Consider the following 23,898-nt stretch of genomic DNA (forward strand, 5'->3'; position numbering starts at 1 on the left):
GTTACAATAATTTTTGAGGTGAGACCATGTTTTTGAAACGGATCGAATTATCCGGGTTTAAATCATTCGCGGACCGGACGGAACTCGAATTTGTGCGAGGCATTACCGCGGTTGTAGGTCCTAACGGGAGTGGGAAGAGCAATATCTCGGACGGGATCCGTTGGGTGTTAGGGGAACAAAGCGCGAAGTCCTTGCGTGGCGGTAAAATGGAAGATGTCATTTTCGCTGGTAGTGATGCACGTCGTGCTGTGAATTACGGTGAAGTCTCGTTAACATTAGATAACTCATCGCAGTCACTTCCGCTGGACTTTCATGAAGTTACAGTGACACGAAGAGTACATCGCAATGGCGATAGTGAATATCTGATCAACAAACAGCCTTGTCGGTTGAAGGATATCACGGAATTGTTCATGGACACGGGGATCGGGAAAGAAGCGTATTCCATTATTGGACAAGGTCGTATTGAAGAAATTCTAAGTACGAAATCGGAAGATCGCCGAGGTATCTTTGAAGAGGCTTCGGGGATTGTTAAATATAAATCGCGTAAGCGCGAAGCGGAGAAGAAATTGAATGATACCGAGCAGAACTTGCTGCGGATTCACGATTTAGTTTCTGAGCTTGAAGATCAAGTTGAACCGCTGCGTGATCAGGCCGAGAAGGCTATTCGGTTTAAAGAGCTGAAGGAAACGCTCAAGAGCAGCGAAATTTCTATGTATGTGCATCAGATTGATCAAATCTATGTGGCATGGAATGACGCTACGCAGTTGCTAGAGAAGTTGACGAAAGAGCAAACAGAGCTGTCAACGATCGTAAACCAGCATGATGCGCATTTGGAGAAGCATCGTTGGGAAACACGCAGGCTGGAAGAGGAACTAGAAACTCTGCAGGAAAGCTTGCTTGGTCTAAGTGAAGAATTCGAGAAATGCGAGGGTCACGGTGAGGTTCTGAAGGAACGGAAAAAGAACTATGTGACGAACCATCAGCAGCTAGGTACGTCCATTGCGATGCAGGAGCAGCGTAAATTAGATAAAGAAGCGGAATTGAGCGAACAGCGCGATAGAATTATTCAAATTGGCGCGCAATTATTCGAATTCCAAGCCAAGCTAACTGCGGAAGAACAACGCTTACAAGGGGTAAGCGGGGGCATCAGCTCTTCGCCTGAGGATCAGCTGAAGGGTGAATTGCTGGAAACCCTCAACCGTATGGCACAGTCACGTAATGAAATTCGATACGCTGAGCAGCAAATCGAAAGCATCGGACGTCGATTGGACAGACTTGATGAAGAGCGTCAGAAGTGGGCGGATCAACGTGAGAGTATTTTGCGACGCAAACAAGAGCTTTCAGCCAAGTTGGAAGAAACGGTTAAAGATATTGAGAGAGCTAGACAAGAATATGTTCAATTAACACAAGCGTTGAAGAGTAAGCAAGGGCTGCTGGATGAAGCCCAAGCGATGGTCCGGAAATGGGAGCAAAAGCTCGATGCGTTAATTTCCCGCCGCGATACGATGAAAGAAATGGCGAATGATTACGACGGCTTCCAGCAAGGTGTTAAGGAAGTGCTTAAAGCGAAATCTCGCAAAGATTTGCGCGGAATTCGAGGGGCAGTGGCCGAGCTTGTCAAAGTGCCTGCCAATGTGGAAGTAGCGATAGAAACAGCACTAGGTGGTGCGCTGCAAAATATTATCGTAGAGACAGAAGCGGATGGCCGTGAAGCGATTGCTTTCTTGAAGCGTCGCCAAATGGGACGGGCTACTTTCCTGCCGATGAATGTCATTCGCGGACGTTCGATTTCTGAGCATGAGAGTCAGACGTTGAAATCCTCAAAGGGCTTTGTCGGGATTGCGGTTGACCTCGTCTCTTTCGATTCGACGTATACGAATATATTCTCCAGTCTACTAGGAAATGTAGTTGTAGCAGAGAGTCTAGAAGATGCCAACCACATCGCAGCGAAAGCGCAGTATCGTTACCGTGTTGTGACATTAGAAGGGGACGTTGTCAATCCGGGCGGTTCGATGACGGGTGGAAGCTTGCAGAAGAAGTCGACGAATTTGTTAGGCCGTCAACGTCAAATCGAAGAGCTTGATGCTGAAATTGCAACATCCGAGGGACAGCTCAGTGGTTTGCGCAGCCAATCCAGTTCCTTGAAGCGAGATATTACCGATGAAATGCTAAAGGTTGAACAGCTACGACAACTAGGTGAACAGCAGCGGATTACAGAGCAACAAATTCGGGCGGAATTGAACCCGTTAGAATCCGAAAGCCGTACAGTAGAAGAGCAGCTAACGCTGGATAGCCAAGACAGAGGAGCGCTGCTGGAAGAACGAACTGAATTTAGCCGTAAAAAAGTCGAAAGCGAAGCCGCACTCGCTCAGTTGCAAGAAGAGGAAGCCTCTCTGCAACAAGCGATTCGTGATGCAGAGAGTTCTCGAAAAGCAAGCGAATCCGAGAAAGAAGAGCTGCAAAGCCAATTGACGGATTTGAAGGTGAAGGTAGCATCCACTTCACAAGAGAAGCAATCCCTTCAAGATCAACAAAGACGCTTACAGCAGGATCTAAGTGAAGTGGAACGTGAGATTGAAGTCAACCGCGGTCTATTAACGCAATTAGAGAGCGATATGGCAACACTTGAGCAAGAAACTGTCCAGCAGATCGAGCTGTTAAACGATTTGAAGCTTAAGAAGCAGCAATGCTCCGAAAGTATAGATTTCAAACGTGCAGAGCGTACAGACTGGTTGCAGAAGCTCGAACACGGTGAAAATGAGACAAGAACGCAGCGTATTCAGTTGAAACAAGTGGAAGAAAGTCTTCACCAAACCGAGGTTCGCGTAACACGACTAGATGTGGAGCTAGAGAATCTGCTCAAAAAGCTTGCTGAAGAATATGAGCTTAGCTATGAACTGGCGAAAATGCGCTACCCAGTGCCTGAGGATATTCAAGGCACACAAAGCAAAGTACGTGAGCTTAAACGTGAGATTGCTTCGCTAGGTGACGTGAACCTAGGGGCAATTGAGGAATATGCGCGCGTATCGGAACGCTTCGAGTTCTTGAGCTCGCAAAAGGATGATTTGATCGAAGCGAAGACAACCTTGTATCAGGTTATTCGTGAGATGGATCAAGAAATGTCCAAGCGCTTTAAAACAACGTTCGACGCGATTCGCTCCCATTTTGGGGTCGTCTTTGCTAAGCTGTTCGGCGGTGGTCGCGCAGATTTAATTCTGTCCGAGCCTGAGAACATGCTCGACACGGGCATTGAGATTGTGGCACAGCCGCCAGGCAAAAAGCTGCAAAATCTTCAATTGCTTTCCGGTGGTGAACGTGCGTTGACTGCGATCGCCTTGTTGTTCTCCATTATTCGCGTGAAACCAGTGCCATTCTGCGTACTAGATGAGGTAGAAGCCGCCTTAGATGAGGCAAACGTATCTCGATTTGCTGAGTATTTGCGTGAGTTCTCAGAAATGACACAGTTTATTGTGGTAACGCACCGTAAAGGAACAATGGAAGAGGCCGACGTGCTGTATGGTGTTACGATGCAAGAAGGCGGCGTTTCGAAGCTTGTTTCTGTTCGTTTAGAGGATGAGGAAGCGACGATGACAGCATCATAGTGTGAAATCAAAGGAGTTATATAGGAGGAACTATGAGTTTTTTTAAGCGATTGAAAGACAGTATTTCGGGTAAAGCCGAAGCGGTAACGAATAAATTTAAGGAAGGTTTGACGAAAACGCGTGATGCGTTCGTGAACCGTGTGGATGATTTATTCAGCCGTCGTAAGAAAATTGATGAAGATTTCTACGAAGAATTAGAAGAAATCCTAATTGGCGCAGACGTAGGCGTGAATACGGTTCTGAAATTGATTGATGATCTTCGTGCTGAGGTTAAAAAACGCAAAATCGAAGATCCATCCGAGCTTCAGCCGATCCTTTCAGAGAAATTAATTGAATTGCTGAAAGGCGATGCGGGCGCGGGGCTCAACCTGAATCCCAATGGCTTAACAGTTATCTTGTTCGTTGGTGTGAACGGCGTAGGCAAGACGACAACGATCGGTAAAATGGCCCACATGTTCAAATCTCAAGGCAAAAAGGTGCTGATGGCAGCTGGCGATACATTCCGTGCTGGTGCCATTGAGCAGCTAGAAACTTGGGGAGAGCGCGTTGGTGTAGATGTGATTAAACAACAATCCGGCGCTGATCCTGCCGCGGTCATGTATGATGCTGTGCAGGCGGCCAAAACGCGTGGCGTAGATATTCTTTTATGCGATACAGCGGGCCGATTACAGAATAAAGTGAACTTGATGGAGGAGCTTAACAAGATCTATCGTGTAATCCAACGCGAAGTTCCGGACGCACCCCATGAGGTTATTCTCGTTTTAGATGCAACTACAGGACAAAATGCACTCAGCCAAGCCAAGCTTTTTGGTGATAAAACAGGCCTTACGGGCTTAGTATTATCCAAATTGGACGGTACAGCCAAGGGCGGAATCGTCGTGGCGATCCGTCAAGAGCTCTCTCTACCGGTTAAATTTGTAGGCCTTGGTGAGAAAATGGATGATCTGCAGCCGTTCGATTCCGAGCAGTTTGTCCATGCGTTATTTGGCAAATGGATAGGCGATCAAGCTGACAAGGTATAATGCTTGACAATCATCTTGGAATTCAGTATGATAAGTTCTGTTGTGCTGCTGTCAAGTGTGCAACCTTTACGGAGGTAGATTATGACTGTCGATCCTATGTTGGAGAAAACGAATCGCATTAACTTGCTGTTTGATTTCTATGAACCATTGTTGACCGATAAGCAGCGAACATTCCTTGAACTGTATTTCCATGATGATTACTCCCTCGGGGAGATAGCTGAGAACTTCGCGATTAGTCGCCAAGCCGTGTATGAGCATATCAAACGTGCTGAGCTAACACTGCAGGATTATGAGAGTAAGTTAAAGCTGCTACATAAGCACGAACAACGCATGAAGCTGCGTCAAGACTTAGTTGTTGGATTGAATGACTGTGATCCGGGACTAAAGAGGAAAGTGACTGAGCTTTTTGATACAATAGTAGGTATGGATTGAACCTTAGTTTAGAAGCAGGAGGTGAAGCGCATGGCATTTGAAGGATTAGCAAACCGATTGCAGAATGTGTTCGGCAAGCTGAGAAGCAAAGGTAAGCTGACGGAAGAAGATGTAGGCGAAGCGCTTCGCGAAGTACGATTGGCACTGCTTGAAGCGGACGTTAACTTTAAAGTTGTGAAAGACTTTATTGCAAAGGTGAAAGAGCAAGCAATCGGGCAAGAAGTTCTGAAATCTTTCACGCCAGGCATGGTCGTTATTGATATCGTGAACAAAGAGCTTACAGCTCTGATGGGTGGAACGCAAAGCAAGCTTGCGCGTTCGAATCGACCACCGACGGTTATTATGATGGCGGGTTTGCAAGGGGCAGGTAAAACGACGACCTCAGGCAAATTAGCTAAAATGTTATTGAAACAGAATCACAGACCGCTTCTTGTTGCCTGTGATATTTATCGCCCCGCGGCGATTAAGCAGTTGGAAGTACTCGGTGAACAGCTGAAAGTGCCGGTTTTCTCCCTAGGTGATAAAGTGAATCCTGTTGAGATTGCGAAAGCAGGTCTTCAACACGCGAAGGATAACGGCAATGATTACGTGATTATCGATACGGCAGGTCGCTTGCACATTGATGAAAACCTCATGGACGAGCTCAAAAATGTTCGTGAAGCTACGAGCCCAGATGAGATTTTACTAGTCGTCGATGCGATGACAGGGCAAGATGCTGTCAATGTTGCAGAAAGCTTCCATCAACAGCTTGAATTATCAGGCGTTGTGTTAACCAAACTAGATGGAGATACGCGCGGTGGTGCTGCGTTATCCGTTAAGGCGGTAACAGGTTGTCCGATCAAGTTCGTAGCCAGCGGTGAGAAAATGGATGCGTTAGAGCCATTTTATCCTGACCGTATGGCATCAAGAATTCTCGGGATGGGCGATATGCTCTCCTTAATTGAGAAGGCGCAAGCTGGGATCGATATGGATAAGGCGAAAGAGATGGAGCGCAAGATGCGCAACGCCGAATTCACCTTCGAGGACTTCATTGAGCAGATGGAGCAAGTGAAGAAGATGGGGCCACTTGACCAAATTCTTGATATGCTGCCTGGTGCGAACAAGATTAAAGGTATGAAAGATATGAAGGTTGACGAGAAACAGATGGCTCGCGTGGAAGCGATCGTGAAGTCCATGACAACCGAAGAGAAGCGTAAACCCGAACTGCTGAATGCGAATCGTCGCAAACGGATTGCAGCGGGGAGCGGAAATACGGTTCAAGAAGTCAATCGATTCATTAAGCAATTCGATGATATGCGTAAAATGATGAAGCAATTCTCGGGTATGATGGGACCGAAAGGTGCCAAAGGCATGAAAAAGTTGGGTAAGGGATTCAAATTTCCCTTTTAAATAATGGTGTTTATTCTAAGTAGGAGGTGATTTTTCAATGGCAGTACGTATTCGTCTTAAACGTGTAGGCGCTCATAAAGCTCCTTTCTACCGTGTCGTGGTTTCGGATTCCCGTTCCCCGCGTGATGGTCGTTTTATCGAAGAAATCGGTACTTATAATCCAATTGCTGAACCAGCAGCTGTGGTTCTTGATGAGGAAAAAGCGCTTAAATGGCTTCAAACTGGCGCTCAACCGTCCGATACAGTTCGCAGCCTGTTCTCAAAAGCAGGTTTGATGACTAAGTTTCACGAGCTGAAATTACAGAAGTAATCTGTTATCTTTCGGAGGGTGGGTTCATGAAGGATCTTATCACCGTAATTGCTAAGGCTCTTGTCGATCATCCGGAAGAGGTACGTGTCGCTGTGGTGGAGAAAGAGGACAAGATCGAGTACAGGCTTTCTGTTCATCCCGACGATGTCGGTAAAGTGATTGGCAAGCAAGGCAAGATTGCGAAATCGCTCCGTACAGTTGTCACGTCGGCAGCTGTGAAAGAAACGAAGCGGGTAGCCGTAGAAATCGTTTCATAAGAAATGAGGTTAGGATTCAATTCCTAGCCTTTTTTCGCATATGTAGAAGGTAATTTAATGTGGAGGTTGGGCAAGCGCATATGACCGATAAACTTGTAACTGTTGGTAAAGTAGTCAATAGCCACGGCATTCGTGGAGAGTTAAAAATTGTACCGGAAACCGATTTTCCTGAACGTTTTGATGTTGGGAATTCTTTGATTATTGTGGACTCTCAAAATAAGCAAACGCCGGTGACGGTGAAAACGTCCCGCTTACATAAGAATGTATTTATTGTTTTGTTTGATCAATTCTCGAACATTAACGATGTTGAGAAATTTAAAGGCTCTCTGCTTAAAATTGAAGCTAAGAATCAAAAGCCGCTCGAAGAGGGAGAGTATTATTATCACGAAATCATCGGCTGTAAAGTTGTTACAGAAGAAGAGCAAGAACTGGGTTTGATCTCTGAAATACTAACGCCTGGAGCAAATGATGTCTGGGTGGTTTCTTTACCCAAAGGTAAACAACTATTACTACCCGTGATAGATGATGTGATTCTTAAGGTAGATATTCCGAACAAAACAATTCGGATTCATCTGATGGAAGGGTTATTGGAATGAGAGTTGATGTCTTAACCTTATTCCCAGAAATGTTTGAGGGCGTGTTCTCTTCTAGTATTTTAGGAAAAGCGCGTGATAAAGGAATTGTTTCGCTGAGCACGGTTAATTTTCGAAATTATTCCACGAACAAGCATAATACGGTGGATGATTACCCATATGGTGGCGGTGGGGGCATGGTACTAAAGCCAGAGCCGATCTTTGGAGCCGTCGAAGACTTGCCAACGCATGAAACAGCTGAAGGAGTAGCGGTAAAGCCGCGGGTCATCCTGTTATGTCCGCAGGGGGAGACCTTCACACAGAAGAAAGCGGAAGAGCTAGCTGGTGAAGAGCATCTCGTGTTTATTTGCGGTCATTATGAGGGGTATGATGAACGGATTAGACAGTATCTGGTGACGGACGAGCTGTCCGTTGGTGATTATGTACTAACCGGCGGTGAAATACCCGCTATGGTCATTATAGACAGCGTAGTGAGACTCTTACCTGGCGTGCTGGGGAATGAGATGTCCGCTGTGACGGATTCGTTCTCAACAGGACTTCTGGAGTATCCGCATTACACGAGACCTGCCAAGTTCAGAGATTGGGAAGTTCCTGAAATGCTCTTATCTGGTCACCATGCCAATGTGAAAAAATGGCGGAACAAGGAGTCACTCATCCGGACCTTAGAGCGTCGGCCTGATTTACTTGAGGGCAGAACGTTGTCCAAAGAGGAGAAGCTGTGGGTAGCTGAATGGAAGAAGCAGAAGCAGGAATAAGATATGCAGCTCCTCGGAAACTTCTCTATTGAATTAATCCTTGGACTATGATATTATATATTCTGTTGTGATTTTTTCAACAGTTCGAGTCTGGTGGTCCTCTACGCATAACAACTTAGATTTACTAACTATTAGCGGAATGAACACCTGTGTGGAAGGAGGGAGTCAACTATGAATCTTATTCAAGAGATTACGAAAGAGCAACTCCGTACGGATATTCCTAATTTCCGTCCAGGAGACACACTTAAAGTACACGTAAAAGTTATCGAGGGTACACGTGAGCGTATTCAGCTGTTCGAAGGTGTTGTTATTAAACGCCACGGCGGTGGAATCAGCGAAACGTTTACAGTTCGTAAAATTTCTTACGGTGTGGGTGTGGAAAGAACTTTCCCATTCCATTCTCCGAAGATTGACAAGATTGAAGTGGCTCGCCGTGGTAAAGTTCGTCGTGCGAAACTTTATTATCTGCGTGGTCTTCGTGGTAAAGCAGCAAGAATTAAAGAAATTCGATAGTAAAATGGGGGGCTTGTTCAGTCAAGTCTCCTTTTCATTTTTTCTGTACATAATAGGACATAATAGAGATCATACCAAAACTGGAAGAGAGGCCGTCAGTGATGGAACATAACGATCAAATGCAACCTAATCAGCCGATCAATGCTGCACCAGCAAAGACCGTGCAAACAAAAAGTGAAACGTGGGAATGGATTAAAGCGCTAGTAATTGCAGGGGTACTTGTTATTATTATTCGTTGGTTCCTCTTCTCCCCATTTATTGTTGATGGAGATTCGATGCATCCGAATTTCTTTACGGGTGAGCGATTGATCGTCAATAAAATAGTGTACGATATTCGTGATCCGAAGCGAGGCGAAGTCATCGTATTCCATGCACCTGAAGGCAAGGATTATATTAAGCGTGTCATTGCACTCCCAGGAGAAACTGTAAAGGTTACAGGGGACAAGGTGTACATTAACGGAGAAGAATTGGCTCAACCGTATATTCAAGCCGCGATTGATCAAGCAGTAAAAGAAGGGCATCCGTATAATACTTTACTGGATTTCCCTGAAACGAAAGTACCTGAAGGTGAGATCTTTGCCATGGGTGACAATCGACCGAATTCCAAAGATAGTCGTACGAAAAGTGTTGGCTTTGTGCCTTACAATAAAATCGTAGGCCGTGCAGAAGTGATTTTCTGGCCGGTGAAGAAAATTAGTTTCATACATTTTTGAGGTGAAGAGAAATGACCATTCAATGGTTTCCCGGTCACATGACCAAGGCTCGCAGACAGATCGAGGAAAAGCTTAAACTGATTGACGTCGTGATTGAGCTCTTGGATGCCCGAATCCCGTTATCCAGCCGGAACCCGATGGTTGATGAGATTTTGAAAGGTAAGCCGCGTCTCGTGTTGCTTAACAAGAATGATCTTGCTGACCCTCAAGTAACAGCTGAATGGGTGAAATACTTTGCGGATCAAGGCTTGCCTGCTTTGCCGATTGACGCTGCGAACGGAACGCATGTCAAGGAGATTTTGCCTAGAGTCAAACAGCTTTGGGCCCATAAAATTGAGACGATGCTGCGTAAAGGGATTAATCCCCGAGCGATTAGAGCGCTCATTGTAGGGATTCCGAATGTAGGTAAGTCCACGTTGATCAATCAGTTGGCAGGTAAGAAAATTGCTGCAACCGGAGATAAGCCAGGTGTGACCAAAGGTCAGCAATGGATTAAGGTCGGGACTGAAATGGATCTGCTGGATACCCCAGGGATATTGTGGCCTAAATTCGAAGACCAAATGGTTGGCATGCGCTTAGCTGCAACAGGGGCCATCAAGGAAGAGCTTCTGCATTTAGATGATGTAGCTTTGTTTACCATTAAATATATGGTTCAGCATTATGGTGCTGGCATTCAAGAACGCTTTGGTGTTCAGGAGCTGCCAGAAGATATGGATAATATTCAGGAAATGGTGAAAGTCATGGAGGCGATCGGGCGCAAGCGCGGCGCTATTGTGAGCGGGGGCAAAGTTGATTTGGACAAAGCATCCCTTATCATAATTCGTGATCTGAGAGCTGGGAAAATGGGACGTATTTCCTTGGAAAGACCATTTTAAGTAAGAGGAAGCAGGAAGAACCTGGGGCATAGCCTTGGGTTTTTCTTTTTTTATGGAATAACGTAGAAATAAATGGGTGTGGCTTGACGAACTGCCGATCCTATATAATGAAGGCATAGGAAAGGGGCATAACCGTGCTAGAATACGAGAAAGACATTTGGGAACAAGGTTTCACAGCGATAGCAGGTATTGATGAGGTTGGGCGTGGATGTCTCTTTGGAGATGTGGTGGCAGCGGCTGTAATTCTCCCGATGGGACATGTTCTTGAGGGGATCAATGACTCCAAGAAGTTATCGGAAAAGAAAAGAGAACTGCTTTTTGACCAGATTATGAACGAGGCCATTTCAGTTGGTATCGGTATTGTAGATGTGGATGGCATTGAAGCGTTAAATATCAAACAAGCATCAAGACTAGCTATGAAACTAGCAGTCGAAAAGCTAGATAACCAACCTGATTATTTACTTGTTGATGCAGAGAATGTGGACGTGGATCTGCCACAATCGGCCATTATTCATGGAGATGCGTTAAGTCAATCCATTGCAGCTGCTTCAATTATCGCCAAAGTGACGAGAGACCGCATGTGCGCGGAATGGGATGAGCAATATCCAGCGTACGGAATTGCAGTACATAAGGGTTATGCGACGAAGCACCATAGAGAGATGCTTTTGAAATATGGACCTACACCGCTACACCGGAAATTATTTATTCGTAAAATTATGGCACAGCTTGAAGTGCAAGGGAACGATGTGCAAACCGAACAGCTCTTATTTGAGTTCATCTAAACATTCTCATGTAACGAAAATCGCATCTGACGCCGATAATATACATACGTGTAATCAGATTTGAGGTGACCTGTTTGAATATTAGTGGAATAATTCGAAATTTGGTTGGGGATTTGACAGCAGCTGATCCAAAGACACTCGAATTAAAGGTAGGACAAATTGTTAAAGGTGTTGTGCTTCAGATCCTTAGTGATCAGGAAGCACTAATGAATATAGGTGGCACTCAAGTCCGTGCGAAGTTGGAAACACCACTTAAACAAGGTGATGTTACGATGCTGCAGGTTCAACCAGAATCAAAAGGTGGTCAAATTTTGCTGAAGCCGCTAGTTGCTTCAGATGTGTTGATTGCAGATGACTCCTTAGGTGAGCTACTCAAAGCCTTTGAAGTGAAGGATACGGCTGGCAACCGTCAAATGGTTCAGCAATTACAGCAGGAAGGTGTTCCTGTGTCCAAGGAAAATGTGAAAGCTTTCGAGTCTGTGATGCGTGAGATGCCACAGAGCGCGAATAAAGAAGAATGGCTGCAAGCGGCTGTGCTCGCTTCGAAGAAGGGGCTGCCGCTTACACCAACGACAGTGGAAGCTCTCAAGCAAGTGACGATCGGCCCTTCGGCAGGCCAGGTGTTAGAGAAGCTCGAGCAGCAAGCGACCGCGCTGCTTGAGCAAGACCCGACACACCCTGCGGCGGATACCGCCAAGCAGGTTGTGTCGCTGCTAAAGGAGCTGCGTGCTACGGCCGCAGCTGTACGTCCGGAGGAGCCGGCTGCGCCAGCCTCCGCCGCTGACGAGCCTGCGGCTGCGCCGCCGCAAGCCCCCAGCCCACCAGCTGCTACGCAGGCTGGTGGCACGACAGCGGCTGCGCCGCGTGGCAGCGAGCCTGCGGCCGCTGCAGGTGCAGCCCCGCCCGCCGTGCTAGCAGCAGCGGGCGAAGATCCGACCGCGCCGCCAGCTGCTGGCGCGGCGACACTGACCGCCTCGGCGAAGCCGGCGGCCGATCTGATGGCTCAGGCGCGAAGCGCTGAGCCTGTGAGGCAAGGCGAACCGCTGCAAGCGGGTTCGCCAGCGCCCTTGACCTTGCAAGCCCACCCTGCGAAGCAGGAGGGTGGGCTTGCCCCTAAAGAGGCGCGCGACGCAGCGCCTCCAAAGGCTGATCCAGAGACAAACTGGATCAGCCGGATGCTCAAAGCCGTTGGCGTTGAGCATGAATCGCATGTCGCCGCTAAGCTGGACGAGCGCGGCAATCCGATGCCTGTGCGCCAACAAGCGACAGATAACTCCTTTTCGCTTTTTAGCACCAATTCAATTGAACAACAAGGCGATACCGATAAACCAGCAACGGAAACGCTGAAAAGCCTGTTGCTTCAACTCACAGCATCTGAAGATACGCCTGCACCCCTAAAAGAAGCAGCTCAGCAAGCTGTCAGTCAAATTACGGGGCAGCAGTTAATGCTGACGAGTGACAAGAACACCATGTTCACACAAATGACCATGTTTGTCCCCTTCCTGGACAACTCAGGTCAACAAACAGCAGCAATTCATATCCAATCCCGCAAAGGAAGCCGTGGCGAGGTGGATGCAAGCAACTGTCGGCTGTTGTTTGATCTTCAGATGAAGGTGATGGGCAATACGTTACTAGATGTTCAAGTAGTGAACAAAATTGTTTCATTAAACGTTCATAATGACCATCCGGCTTTAGCTGGTTTAATGGAGTCTTCCAAAGAAGAAATTGCAGCTGCCATGAACAGTGTGGGTTATCAATTTATCTCATTAAAATGTTCGCCATATCCCAAGCCTCCTGAGATTCAAGAAGGTAAGGAAGATGCAACGAAACTAGGAACTTTGGATGGACGTGTAGATTTAAGGGAGCTATATCGACCTAGAACTTATAAAGGGGTTGATGTACGCGCATGAGTCCCCCAAAAAAAACGCCCGAGGAATCGCAGCTTAACCCGATAAAGAAGGCAGTAGCGCTACGCTATTCACCAGAAGCACAGAAGGCCCCAACCCTCGTTGCCAAAGGGAAAGGGCATATGGCTGAAGCCATTTTGCAAAAGGCGAAGGAAAGTGGTATTCCGATTCAAGAGGATAAATCGTTAGTTGAGGTGCTATCCAAACTTGATTTAGATCAAGAAATACCACCGGAGCTTTATCAATTAGTAGCTGAAGTGCTTAGTTTTATTTATCGATCTGATCAGCGGATGAGACCTTCGCGAGGCCTGAATAAATGAGCAAACTGCATAAAGATGATCGCAAAATGTTGGGAAAAAAAGGAGAGGAACTGGCGTTCTGCTATCTCGTAGAGCGGGAGTATCTGATTATCGAGCGAAATTGGCGCTGCCGCTCAGGTGAAATCGATATCATTGCAGAGAAGTCGAATAAGCTCATATTTGTTGAAGTGCGAACAAGACGTCCTTCAAACCGATTCGGAACTGCCAAAGAATCCGTGGACTACCGCAAGCAGGCGAAGGTTCGTGAAATAGCTCAATTTTATATGCATCGCTTTCAGAAATACGAGCAATCCATTCAATTCGATGTCATTGCAGTTGAGATGTCAGAAAATAACACGGATCCGCAGATTATACATATTCAAGAAGCCTTTTGACAGTCATGAAGCCTTATGACAAGTCAGAGGGCTTTTATTGTTTCATCGTGACTCTACATATAAGGTTAGTTTAGATCACAATCTCATCTATACGTTGGTTTTTATCTAAATTCCGATATTGGATGGCTTCTGCAAGATGAGCGGGGTGAATACGATCACAACCGTCTAGATCCGAAATCGTAAGCGCAAGCCGCAATATCCGATCATGCGCGCGTGCACTTAATCCTAATGCCTCGAATGAAGTACGCAATAACTGATCTCCTTCAGGCGTTAATCGACAAATTTCCCGCATTAATCTTCCGCTTAATTCATTATTATGCTGAATATCTGTTCCTACATAACGCTTCTGCTGTCGGATATGGGCCTGCATCACCTTAGCTCGCATTTCGCTAGACGACAAATTAGTAGCCGTGTCTTTTAGTTGGGCATAGCTAGGTTTAGGGACTTCAACATGGAGATCGATTCGATCAAGAAGTGGACCTGAAATTTTGGAGCGATAGTGGACGATTTTGGCGGGACTGCAGATGCAAGCATTAGCTTCTGTTTCAGCACCATAGTAGCCGCAGGGGCAAGGATTCATAGCAGCAGCCAAAATAAAATGAGAAGGAAACGTATAAACAGCTCTTGCTCTTGCGATCATTACATAACGATCTTCGAGTGGCTGTCTGAGAACTTCAAGTGCATTTCGTGTAAATTCCGGCAGCTCGTCCAGGAAAAGAATACCTCTATGAGATAAACTCACTTCACCAGGTTTGGGAATGGTTCCTCCGCCGACGAGACCGGCTGCAGAGATAGAGTGGTGCGGGGCGCGAAACGATCTTGCACGCATCAGTGTGGAACGGTCAGTCAGCTTGCCGGATGCGCTGTAAATCTTCGTAACCTCAAGTGCTTCCCGATCTGTTAAAGGTGGAAGTATGGACGGCAGACGCTTGATAAGCATCGTTTTCCCAGTTCCTGGAGGACCAAGGAGAAGTAAATTGTGCATGCCTGCGGCAGCTATCATCATGGCACGCTTTACCTGATGCTGACCATTAACGTCAGCATAATCTTCAACATAACCAAGTGGGCTATTGACAGAGATAGAAAGCTCGTTTGATTCACGCTCAGCAGAATGATAAATAAAACCGTCATGCGAACATTCGTTCCATTCCTTAAAATCAGATAGATTTGTTATGACGCAAACCTCTACACCCTCGATTAATGCAGCTTCTTGGGCGTTCGCAGTTGATAGGCAAACTCGCTTAATACCCGTATTCTTGGCAGCATGTACCATAGATAAAACACCAGGAATAGGACGAAGAGAACCGTCTAGTGCCAGTTCGCCTAGAAATAATGTGGATGCATAGCCCTCAATATGTACTTGGCCAGTAGTGATGAGAATTCCAACAGCAATCGCAAGATCGAAAGACGAGCCTTCCTTGCGCAAGTCAGCTGGGGCGAGATTTACCGTAATCCGGTCCATAGGGAAGGTGAAACCACAATTTTTAATCGATGAACGAACGCGTTCCACCGATTCACGAATCGCTGAATCTGGGAGTCCAACTAGATTTATTTGAGGTAAGCCACTCGAAATATCGACCTCTACTTCGATCGTTCGTCCTTCAATTCCTTGTAAACAAGCGCTCATGACTTTGCCATACATAAAAAACACCTTCTTCTCCATGGAATCCACAGTTGCAAGAACTGAGTTCGAATTGGATAAAAGGTGCTTCCTCATTGATCCGATTAATTTCTTTAATTATAATCGCAAATGGTAAATTTACGCAAATATTGTCGAGAGACAATTACGTTTTAAAAACGTACGACATGCACATACTGGAAGATGAGGTGATGATATGCAGGAAAAACCATATTTTTGTCCCAATTGTCGGTCAAATCGTATTAAATTTAATGTCATTACGAGCTATTCTCAGTCATTTCTGAAGGACGCACTGTCCGGAAATATTACCGAATTCCATGATCCAGGCGTCATACCTGAGCCTGAGCCAACGATTCAGTGTTTGATCTGCAACTTTTCTGCGAACGAAATGCGGTTTATTAAGCAAGCAGAGCGTGAACCTCGGGTCAATATGCCACCAACTTCGTTCTATTAACCAAGTTGAAGTATGACGTATTTTTCAGTAAATGAAAAATACGTTTTTTTTTCATTTTGTGAAGTGATAGGTAAAGTTTTTCAGTGTGAAAGGAAAATTTGAATGGATTAACGAAAAAAATAAAGAAACTGTCGAAAATAATGTGTTACAATGGTTAGGGCTTGCGAAGAAGTGTGATACTAATTCCGGTAGCAAGATATATTCTCGTGCACAACGTCAATTGGAAATTACACTTTTCCCTGTATAGCACGTATAGAAAGTCCATACTGATAGGAGGATTTAGGAAATGAATATCCATGAGTACCAAGGCAAAGAAGTCCTGAGACAGTACGGAGTCAGCGTTCCTAACGGAAAGGTTGCTTTTACAGTTGACGAGGCTGTTGAAGCAGCAAAAGAGCTTGGAACATCCGTTGTTGTAGTAAAAGCGCAAATTCATGCCGGAGGTCGCGGTAAAGCAGGCGGCGTTAAGGTAGCTAAAAGCCTCGAGGAAGTTCGTACATATGCTAGCGAAATTCTAGGTAAAGTACTTGTCACTCACCAAACAGGTCCAGAAGGTAAAGAAGTTAAACGCCTTTTGATCGAAGAAGGCTGTGACATTAAGAAAGAATATTACGTAGGTGTTGTTGTTGACCGTGCAACAGGAAGCGTCGTATTGATGGCTTCTGAAGAAGGCGGTACGGAGATTGAAGAAGTAGCTGAGCACTCTCCTGAGAAAATTTTCAAAGAAGTTGTTGACCCAGCAATCGGTCTTCAATCCTTCCAAGCACGTAGACTTGCTTACGCAATCAATATCCCGAATGAGCTTGTAAACAAAGCAGTTAAGTTCATGCTTGCTCTTTACAAAGCATTCGTTGAGAAAGACGCTTCCATTGCAGAAATCAACCCATTGGTTGTAACTGGCTCTGGCGACGTTATGGCACTTGATGCGAAATTAAACTTTGATTCTAACGCTCTTTTCCGTCACAAAGACATCGTTGATCTTCGTGACCTTGAAGAAGAAGATGCGAAAGAAATCCAAGCTTCCAAATATGACCTTAGCTACATCGCACTTGATGGAAACATCGGTTGTATGGTTAACGGCGCAGGACTTGCTATGGCCACTATGGACATTATCAAGCACTACGGCGGAGACCCAGCTAACTTCCTAGACGTAGGGGGCGGTGCTACAAAAGAGAAAGTTACTGAAGCTTTCAAAATCATCCTTTCCGATGAGCAAGTTAAAGGGATTTTCGTTAACATTTTTGGTGGTATCATGCGTTGTGACGTTATCGCTGAAGGTGTTGTAGCTGCTGCTAGAGAGCTAGGACTTTCTCGTCCACTAGTTGTTCGTCTTGAAGGTACTAACGTTGAGCTTGGTAAAAAGATTCTTAATGAATCCGGCTTGAACATTGTTGCTGCTGATTCCATGGCTGACGGCGCGCAAAAAATCGTTGCACTAGTAAAATAAAACTAAACCCGCGCGGTTTAGAATCATATAGGGGATGTGAACAATCGATCATGAGTATTTTGGTCAATAAACATACAAAAGTCATTACTCAAGGGATTACCGGCGCTACGGGTTTGTTTCATACCAAAGGCGGTCTAGACTACGGCACGCAAATGGTGGGTGGCGTAACTCCAGGTAAAGGCGGCACTACCGTTGATATCACTTTGGAAAATGGTGAGCTTGTTAAATTGCCAGTTTTCAATACAGTTGTTGAAGCGAAAAATGTAACGGGTGCTACTGCATCTGTTATCTACGTTCCTCCAGCTTTTGCTGCAGAATCCATCATCGAAGCGATTGAAGCTGAGCTTGAATTGGTTATCTGTATCACAGAAGGTATTCCTGTACTTGACATGGTACGCGTTAAGCGTTACCTAGAAGGTAAGAATACAGTTCTTATCGGACCAAACTGCCCAGGTGTCATCACACCAGGCGAGTGCAAAATCGGTATTATGCCAGGTTACATCCATACACCAGGTCACGTAGGTGTTGTTTCGCGTTCTGGAACATTGACTTACGAGGCTGTTCATCAATTGACAACTCGTGGAATTGGACAATCTTCCGCAGTTGGTATCGGTGGAGACCCTGTTAAAGGTTCCGAGTTTATCGACATCCTTAAACGTTTTAACGAAGATCCAGATACGTACGCTGTTATCATGATCGGTGAAATCGGCGGTACGGCTGAAGAAGAAGCAGCGGAGTGGGTTGCGGCAAACATGACGAAACCTGTCGTTGGATTCATCGGCGGTAAAACAGCGCCTCCAGGGAAACGTATGGGCCATGCTGGTGCCATTATTTCTGGTGGTAAAGGTACAGCTGCTGAGAAAGTTGCGACGATGGAAAGATGCGGAATCCGTGTAGCGGCTACGCCATCTGAGATGGGTTCAACACTTGTTAGCGTACTTGAAGAAAAAGGTATGCTAGATAAAGTTATCACAAAAAAATAAGCTTCGTTTCACGAAGGTAAGCAACCTTCCATTTCCCTTTATTGGGATTTGGGAGGTTTTTTTATTTTTATTAAGATGCATAGATTTGTCATTCATGGAAGGAGTGTATATACTAATGGATAATCGCAACTGTTTAATTGGCTTGCACGAGCTTGAGGGGGTTGGGTGGAAAACGATTCACCAGCTTATAAGTCGATTTCCTGAGCCTAGTGTTCTCATTGGGCTAACCGCAGTTGAAATTGCCTCATGTGGCATTCGTACGTCTATCGCTGAACTCATTGCGACACGATTAACCCCTGCGTTTATTGAACAAAAGCTGCACTTATATAGAAGGCAATCGATTCGGATTATGACTCGATATGATGAGGATTATCCATCGATCCTGGAGGAGATTGCACAGCCACCGTGGGTGTTATATGTGAAAGGTGATCCTTCCTTTTTAAATGGCCGCTTACTTGGAATTGTGGGAACACGGACACCAACTCTGTATGGGAAGAAAATCGCAGAAGAGTGGGCAGCCTCTCTTTCAAGAGCAGGATTTGGGATTGTAAGTGGGCTAGCAAGAGGAATAGATAGCAAAGCTCATATTGGTGCACTGCAAGGCAATGCGAAGACAGTGGCTGTACTTGGATGCGCGATTAATGTGATCTATCCACGAGAAAATGCGCTGTTATATCGCAATATTGAGCAGGAAGGCGTCATTATTTCGGAATACCCGATTGGCACTAGTATGCACCCAGGTATGTTTCCGCAGAGGAATCGTATCATTGCTGGATTATCTTTGGGAGTTACTGTTGTAGAAGCTGCGGAAGATAGTGGATCACTGATCACTGTTGAGTTCGCATTAGATGCTTCTCGTGATGTTTTTGCGGTCCCAGGTCCAATCAACTCACGCCAAAGCAGTGGTGTACACAAGCTTTTGAAGGATGGCGCGAAATTAGTCACTTGTGTAGAAGAAATTGTCGAAGAGTATAAACACATGATAAATGTGGATGAAATAAATGTTGCTTTGAAGCAAGAACCGAGTTTCATACTCTCAAAAGATGAAGTCGAAATTGTTCGAAAGTTGTCGGATACACCGATCTCGATAGACACTTTATTAGAAGACAGTCAATTTACGTTTGGACATTTGCATGCAGTTCTGTTATCTTTGGTATTGAAAAAGGCGATTAAACAGCTTCCGGGTTCAACTTACATTCGAGCATAGGCTAATCACGAAGTTTTGCTTCTCGCCAAGTAAACTTTACCTTGAAACCAAGAGGGGAGGAAGGACGAACCATGGCAGATTCGTTAGTCATTGTTGAGTCACCAGCAAAAGCCAAAACCATCGGCAAATATTTAGGCAGTAAGTTTATCGTAAAAGCCTCGATGGGTCATATTCGCGACCTTCCGAAAAGCCAAATTGGCGTAGAAGTCGACCGTAACTTTGAGCCTAAATACATAACGATTCGTGGAAAAGGTTCTATCCTTAAAGAACTTAAAGACGCAAGTAAAAAAGTGAAAAAAATATATCTAGCGGCGGATCCGGATCGCGAAGGTGAAGCGATTGCTTGGCATTTAGCTCATTATTTGGATGTAGGTCCTGATGAACTTTGCCGTGTCGTTTTTAATGAGATTACGAAGGAAGCCGTTAAGGATGCGTTTAAAACGCCTCGCAAGATTAATCAAGATTTGGTGAATGCGCAGCAAGCTCGTCGAATTTTGGATCGACTAGTAGGTTATAAGATTAGTCCTTTGCTTTGGAAAAAAGTGAAAAAAGGGTTGTCAGCAGGACGTGTACAATCGGTTGCGGTTAAATTAATCCAAGACCGTGAAAATGAAATTAAAGCTTTTGAACCAGAAGAGTACTGGTCTATTACAGCCGTTCTTGATGCAGGCAAAACCGTATTTGAAGCTAAGTATCATAGCCACAATGGCGAGAAAAAAGAACTGCATTCACAAGAAGATGTCGATTTGATTCTTGCTGCGATGGGTAACGATGCGTTTACTGTGAAAGAAGTGAAAGAGAAAGAGCGTCAACGTAATCCTTCCCCTCCTTTTATTACAAGCTCCTTGCAACAAGAAGCAGCGCGTAAGCTTAATTTCCGTGCATCCAAGACGATGTCTGTGGCGCAGCAATTATATGAAGGTATCGATTTAGGTAAAGAAGGTACCGTTGGTTTAATTACGTATATGCGTACGGATTCTACACGGATTTCTCCTATTGCCCAAGAAGAAGCCAAAGAATTAATTATGATGAAATACGGCCCAACCTTCTATCCTGAGACGCCACGGCAATATCTCAAGAAAAATGCGAATGCACAGGACGCGCATGAAGGGATCAGGCCGACTTCTGTACTTCGTGAGCCTGATCAAATGAAAGAATTCTTGAGTAAAGATCAATTCCGTTTGTACAAGCTGATTTGGGATCGATTTATTGCGAGTCAGATGGCTTCTGCGATTCTGGATACGATGACGATCGATTTACATGCGGGAGAAACGATTTTTAGAGCGAATGGTTCGAAAATGAAGTTTGCTGGCTTCATGAAGGTGTACGTTGAAAGTAATGATGACGGCACAACAGAAGAAGATAAGCTGCTGCCGCCTCTATCCAAAGGGGATTCATTGCCAAAACAAAGTGTGGAACCAAAGCAGCACTTTACGCAACCGCCTCCAAGGTATACAGAAGCACGTTTAGTTCGTGCACTTGAGGAAATGGGTATTGGGCGACCAAGTACTTACGCACCAACACTAGAAACAATTCAGAAACGTGGCTACGTGGCAATTGAAGAGAAGAAATTCGTGCCAACGGAGCTAGGCGAGCTTGTCATCCAATTAATGCAAGAGTTTTTCCCGGAAATTCTGGATATCGAGTTTACAGCTCATATGGAAGAAGAGCTGGACTTTGTCGAAGAAGGGAAAGAGGATTGGGTTAGGGTACTGGATACTTTCTATACTTCCTTTGAAAAGCGCTTAGAATTTGCTGAAGAGGAAATGAAAGAGATTGAGATACAGGATGAAATTTCGGATGAGATTTGTGAGAAATGTGGGAAGCATCTCGTTTATAAAATGGGACGTTTCGGTAAATTCCTAGCATGTTCAGGTTTCCCAGACTGCCGGAATACGAAACCAATCATTAAGGATATCGGTGTTACCTGCCCAACTTGTCATGCTGGGAAAATTGTTGAACGTAGAAGCAAAAAGGGGCGCGTATTCTACGGTTGTGATCAATATCCAACCTGTGATTTCGTTTCTTGGGATAAACCCGTCAATCGGCCATGTCCAGTTTGCAGTTCGATGATGATTGAGAAGCGAAGCAAGAATGGTGTAATGCTTCAATGTACACAATGTGATCATAAGGAAGAAGCAGTCGAAGATTCCGATCACACAGATGATATGAAAGATTAGAGGTGTCTGATTTTGCCAGAAAATCAAAGAGTAACAGTCATCGGCGCAGGATTGGCAGGCAGTGAAGCCGCTTGGCAAATTGCCCGTCAAGGCGTCCCTGTTACTTTATATGAAATGCGTAACAAAAGAAAAACCCCAGCTCACATTACTGATCAGTTCGCAGAGCTTGTATGTAGCAACTCCTTACGCTCTAACGGTTTAACGAATGCTGTTGGTGTTCTAAAAGAAGAGATGAGACGAATGGACTCTCTTATACTAGCTTGCGCTGACGAGCATGCTGTACCTGCTGGAGGCGCTTTAGCGGTTGACCGTGATGGGTTTTCACAAGCAGTGACGAATACGTTGCGCAATCACCCATTAATTGAGGTGCGCAATGAAGAGCTTCAAACGCTCCCAGAGGGAATTACGGTCGTAGCTACAGGGCCGCTAACATCCCCTGATTTAGCTGCAGAACTTAAAGCATTAATGGGCGAAGAGTATTTATACTTCTATGATGCAGCTGCACCGATTGTAGAGAAAGATTCCATAGATATGAATAAGGTATACTTGGCTTCTCGTTATGATAAAGGGGAAGCCGCTTACCTGAATTGCCCGATGACAGAGGAAGAGTTCAATGTATTCTACGAGGCGCTAATAACAGCTGAAGTCGCAGAATTAAAGGAATTTGAGAAAGAAATCTATTTTGAAGGCTGTATGCCTTTGGAAGTAATGGCGAAACGCGGCAAACAAACGGTGTTATTCGGACCGATGAAGCCAGTAGGGTTAATTAACCCGCATACCGGTAAAATGCCGCACGCTGTTGTACAGCTTCGTCAAGATAATGCAGCAGGTACCTTGTATAATTTAGTTGGTTTCCAAACGCATTTGAAATGGGGAGAACAGAAGCGTGTGCTTCAGCTGATCCCTGGACTTGAACAAGCGGAGTTCGTCCGTTACGGCGTCATGCATCGCAATACGTTCATTAACTCGCCTAAGCTACTTGAGCCAACTTATCAATACAAACGTCGTGAAAATCTCTTCTTTGCAGGTCAAATGACAGGCGTTGAGGGGTATGTAGAGTCTGCAGCTTCTGGTTTAATAGCTGGACTTAATGCAGGTCGAATGGCAAAGGGCCAAGATTGTGTGGTCTTGCCAGCTGAAACGACATTAGGCAGTATGGCACAGTACATTACGACAGCAGACTTCAAACATTTCCAACCAATGAATGCAAACTTCGGATTACTTCCTGCGTTGCCAGAGCGTATTCGCAACAAAAAAGAAAAATACGAAAAGCTGGCTAACCGCGCATTGGAGAGTATTCAGAATTTTGTGAAAACAGTTGCTGAATAAGTTGTAATCAGCTGATCCGCTGTGTTACTATAAATTAATGTTTTATTTGCATTTTTCATTCGTTTGATCATACATTTACCTCTAGATGCGGTCTTCTTAACTTTTGGACCTCGCTAGAGGTTTCTCTCATTTTTGCGACTCATAGGCAAGGAGAGATCTCTTTAACGGATACGATTCTTATAGAGGGGTGAATCGAAATGGAACCCAATCAAGCCACGTTTCATGCGACAACGATATTTGCGATCCGTCATCAAGGTAAAGGAGCTATTGCTGGCGACGGGCAAGTGACATTTGGCAATAGTATGATCATGAAAAGCACGGCCAAAAAAGTACGGCGTTTACATAGAGGGAAAGTCATTGCTGGTTTCGCTGGTTCCGTTGCAGACGCGATCACACTATTTGAGAAGTTTGAAGGGAAGCTGGAAGAACATCATGGTAACCTTCAGCGGGCTGCGGTAGAGCTAACCAAAGATTGGCGTCAAGATCGTGTGCTGCGAAGACTGGAAGCTATGATGATTGTCATGGATGCTTCGGGACTTCTATTGCTTTCGGGCAATGGTGAAGTAATTGAACCAGATGATGGCATTTTAGCCATTGGTTCCGGCGGGAGCTTTGCACTATCAGCGGGTAGAGCGCTTCATCGACATGCGCCTCAGCTTAGTGCGAAGGAAATCGCTCACGCGGCTTTGACGACGGCAGCTGAAATATGTGTGTTTACCAACCATAATATTATTGTTGAAGAAATTGAATAGATTAGAACGTATGTTTCTCTATGGTAACTAGCGCTCGCTCTTCATTGATCAATTGGCTTTAAG

The 23,898-nt window shown here is 45.2% G+C and carries 23 protein-coding genes; 22 read left to right on the forward strand and 1 reads right to left on the reverse strand.

What is annotated here, in order from left to right:
* The first annotated feature begins 26 nt into the window (after positions 1 to 26).
* The 15 genes from smc to AC58QG_RS00970 all read left to right on the forward strand — a co-directional run bounded on the left by smc (position 27) and on the right by AC58QG_RS00970 (position 13,844).
* A complete protein-coding gene (smc, locus tag AC58QG_RS00900) occupies positions 27 to 3,602 on the forward strand; it encodes a chromosome segregation protein SMC (RefSeq protein WP_497359902.1) in 3,576 nt (1,191 codons plus the stop codon).
* Between the two features lie 32 nt (positions 3,603 to 3,634).
* The gene (gene ftsY, locus AC58QG_RS00905; protein WP_497359904.1) at positions 3,635 to 4,624 is read left to right on the forward strand and encodes a signal recognition particle-docking protein FtsY; all 990 of its coding nucleotides are present in this window, start codon (positions 3,635 to 3,637) and stop codon (positions 4,622 to 4,624) included.
* Between the two features lie 81 nt (positions 4,625 to 4,705).
* A complete protein-coding gene (locus tag AC58QG_RS00910) occupies positions 4,706 to 5,056 on the forward strand; it encodes a putative DNA-binding protein (protein ID WP_497359906.1) in 351 nt (116 codons plus the stop codon).
* A 30-nt stretch (positions 5,057 to 5,086) separates the two neighbouring features.
* Entirely contained in the window at positions 5,087 to 6,445 is a 1,359-nt protein-coding gene (gene ffh / locus AC58QG_RS00915) for a signal recognition particle protein (protein ID WP_171635759.1), read from the forward strand.
* A 37-nt stretch (positions 6,446 to 6,482) separates the two neighbouring features.
* Positions 6,483 to 6,755, forward strand: a complete 273-nt coding sequence (rpsP, locus tag AC58QG_RS00920; protein WP_028558245.1) for a 30S ribosomal protein S16 — start codon at positions 6,483 to 6,485, stop codon at positions 6,753 to 6,755.
* A 26-nt stretch (positions 6,756 to 6,781) separates the two neighbouring features.
* The gene (locus AC58QG_RS00925) at positions 6,782 to 7,012 is read left to right on the forward strand and encodes a KH domain-containing protein (RefSeq protein ID WP_028558246.1); all 231 of its coding nucleotides are present in this window, start codon (positions 6,782 to 6,784) and stop codon (positions 7,010 to 7,012) included.
* Positions 7,013 to 7,092: 80 nt separating this feature from the next.
* A complete protein-coding gene (rimM, locus tag AC58QG_RS00930) occupies positions 7,093 to 7,608 on the forward strand; it encodes a ribosome maturation factor RimM (protein WP_497362749.1) in 516 nt (171 codons plus the stop codon).
* Entirely contained in the window at positions 7,605 to 8,360 is a 756-nt protein-coding gene (gene trmD, locus AC58QG_RS00935; RefSeq protein WP_497359908.1) for a tRNA (guanosine(37)-N1)-methyltransferase TrmD, read from the forward strand. Before rimM ends, trmD begins: the two co-directional genes overlap by 4 nt.
* Positions 8,361 to 8,531: 171 nt before the next feature.
* Positions 8,532 to 8,873 carry a 50S ribosomal protein L19 gene (rplS, locus tag AC58QG_RS00940; RefSeq protein WP_028558249.1) on the forward strand — a complete coding sequence of 114 codons (342 nt, stop codon included), beginning with the start codon at positions 8,532 to 8,534 and terminating at the stop codon, positions 8,871 to 8,873.
* 101 nt (positions 8,874 to 8,974) lie between these two features.
* A complete protein-coding gene (lepB, locus tag AC58QG_RS00945; protein WP_497359910.1) occupies positions 8,975 to 9,586 on the forward strand; it encodes a signal peptidase I in 612 nt (203 codons plus the stop codon).
* A gap of 11 nt (positions 9,587 to 9,597) precedes the next feature.
* Positions 9,598 to 10,461 (forward strand): ribosome biogenesis GTPase YlqF, encoded by an 864-nt coding sequence (ylqF, locus tag AC58QG_RS00950; RefSeq protein WP_056624869.1) that lies wholly within the window; start codon positions 9,598 to 9,600, stop codon positions 10,459 to 10,461.
* A 134-nt stretch (positions 10,462 to 10,595) separates the two neighbouring features.
* Positions 10,596 to 11,243, forward strand: a complete 648-nt coding sequence (gene rnhB / locus AC58QG_RS00955; protein WP_497359912.1) for a ribonuclease HII — start codon at positions 10,596 to 10,598, stop codon at positions 11,241 to 11,243.
* Positions 11,244 to 11,317: 74 nt separating this feature from the next.
* Positions 11,318 to 13,153, forward strand: a complete 1,836-nt coding sequence (locus AC58QG_RS00960; RefSeq protein ID WP_497359914.1) for a TP0910 N-terminal domain-containing protein — start codon at positions 11,318 to 11,320, stop codon at positions 13,151 to 13,153.
* Positions 13,150 to 13,470: an EscU/YscU/HrcU family type III secretion system export apparatus switch protein gene (locus AC58QG_RS00965; protein WP_497359916.1), complete on the forward strand. Its 321-nt coding sequence runs from the start codon at positions 13,150 to 13,152 to the stop codon at positions 13,468 to 13,470. Before AC58QG_RS00960 ends, AC58QG_RS00965 begins: the two co-directional genes overlap by 4 nt.
* Entirely contained in the window at positions 13,467 to 13,844 is a 378-nt protein-coding gene (locus AC58QG_RS00970) for a YraN family protein (RefSeq protein ID WP_497359918.1), read from the forward strand. Before AC58QG_RS00965 ends, AC58QG_RS00970 begins: the two co-directional genes overlap by 4 nt.
* Positions 13,845 to 13,914: 70 nt before the next feature.
* Here AC58QG_RS00970 and AC58QG_RS00975 read toward each other — a convergent pair whose 3' ends face one another.
* On the reverse strand, positions 13,915 to 15,486 hold the full coding sequence (locus tag AC58QG_RS00975) for a YifB family Mg chelatase-like AAA ATPase (protein WP_497362750.1): 1,572 nt from the start codon (positions 15,484 to 15,486) through the stop codon (positions 13,915 to 13,917).
* Positions 15,487 to 15,679: 193 nt separating this feature from the next.
* On the opposite strand from AC58QG_RS00975, the gene AC58QG_RS00980 reads away from it, so the two are divergent.
* From AC58QG_RS00980 to hslV, 7 genes are all read left to right on the forward strand, one after another.
* Positions 15,680 to 15,937 carry a hypothetical protein gene (locus AC58QG_RS00980; RefSeq protein WP_497359920.1) on the forward strand — a complete coding sequence of 86 codons (258 nt, stop codon included), beginning with the start codon at positions 15,680 to 15,682 and terminating at the stop codon, positions 15,935 to 15,937.
* A 286-nt stretch (positions 15,938 to 16,223) separates the two neighbouring features.
* Positions 16,224 to 17,384, forward strand: coding sequence for an ADP-forming succinate--CoA ligase subunit beta (gene sucC / locus AC58QG_RS00985; protein WP_497359922.1), 1,161 nt, complete (start codon positions 16,224 to 16,226; stop codon positions 17,382 to 17,384).
* A gap of 50 nt (positions 17,385 to 17,434) precedes the next feature.
* Positions 17,435 to 18,367 carry a succinate--CoA ligase subunit alpha gene (sucD, locus tag AC58QG_RS00990; protein WP_497343491.1) on the forward strand — a complete coding sequence of 311 codons (933 nt, stop codon included), beginning with the start codon at positions 17,435 to 17,437 and terminating at the stop codon, positions 18,365 to 18,367.
* Between the two features lie 115 nt (positions 18,368 to 18,482).
* Positions 18,483 to 19,574, forward strand: a complete 1,092-nt coding sequence (gene dprA / locus AC58QG_RS00995; RefSeq protein WP_497359924.1) for a DNA-processing protein DprA — start codon at positions 18,483 to 18,485, stop codon at positions 19,572 to 19,574.
* Between the two features lie 71 nt (positions 19,575 to 19,645).
* On the forward strand, positions 19,646 to 21,754 hold the full coding sequence (topA, locus tag AC58QG_RS01000; protein WP_497359926.1) for a type I DNA topoisomerase: 2,109 nt from the start codon (positions 19,646 to 19,648) through the stop codon (positions 21,752 to 21,754).
* A gap of 12 nt (positions 21,755 to 21,766) precedes the next feature.
* Positions 21,767 to 23,083, forward strand: coding sequence for an FADH(2)-oxidizing methylenetetrahydrofolate--tRNA-(uracil(54)-C(5))-methyltransferase TrmFO (gene trmFO, locus AC58QG_RS01005; protein ID WP_497359928.1), 1,317 nt, complete (start codon positions 21,767 to 21,769; stop codon positions 23,081 to 23,083).
* Between the two features lie 197 nt (positions 23,084 to 23,280).
* Positions 23,281 to 23,835 carry an ATP-dependent protease subunit HslV gene (hslV, locus tag AC58QG_RS01010; protein WP_057315711.1) on the forward strand — a complete coding sequence of 185 codons (555 nt, stop codon included), beginning with the start codon at positions 23,281 to 23,283 and terminating at the stop codon, positions 23,833 to 23,835.
* Positions 23,836 to 23,898: the final 63 nt, after the last annotated feature.

This window comes from Paenibacillus sp. J22P169, from assembly GCF_059691995.1.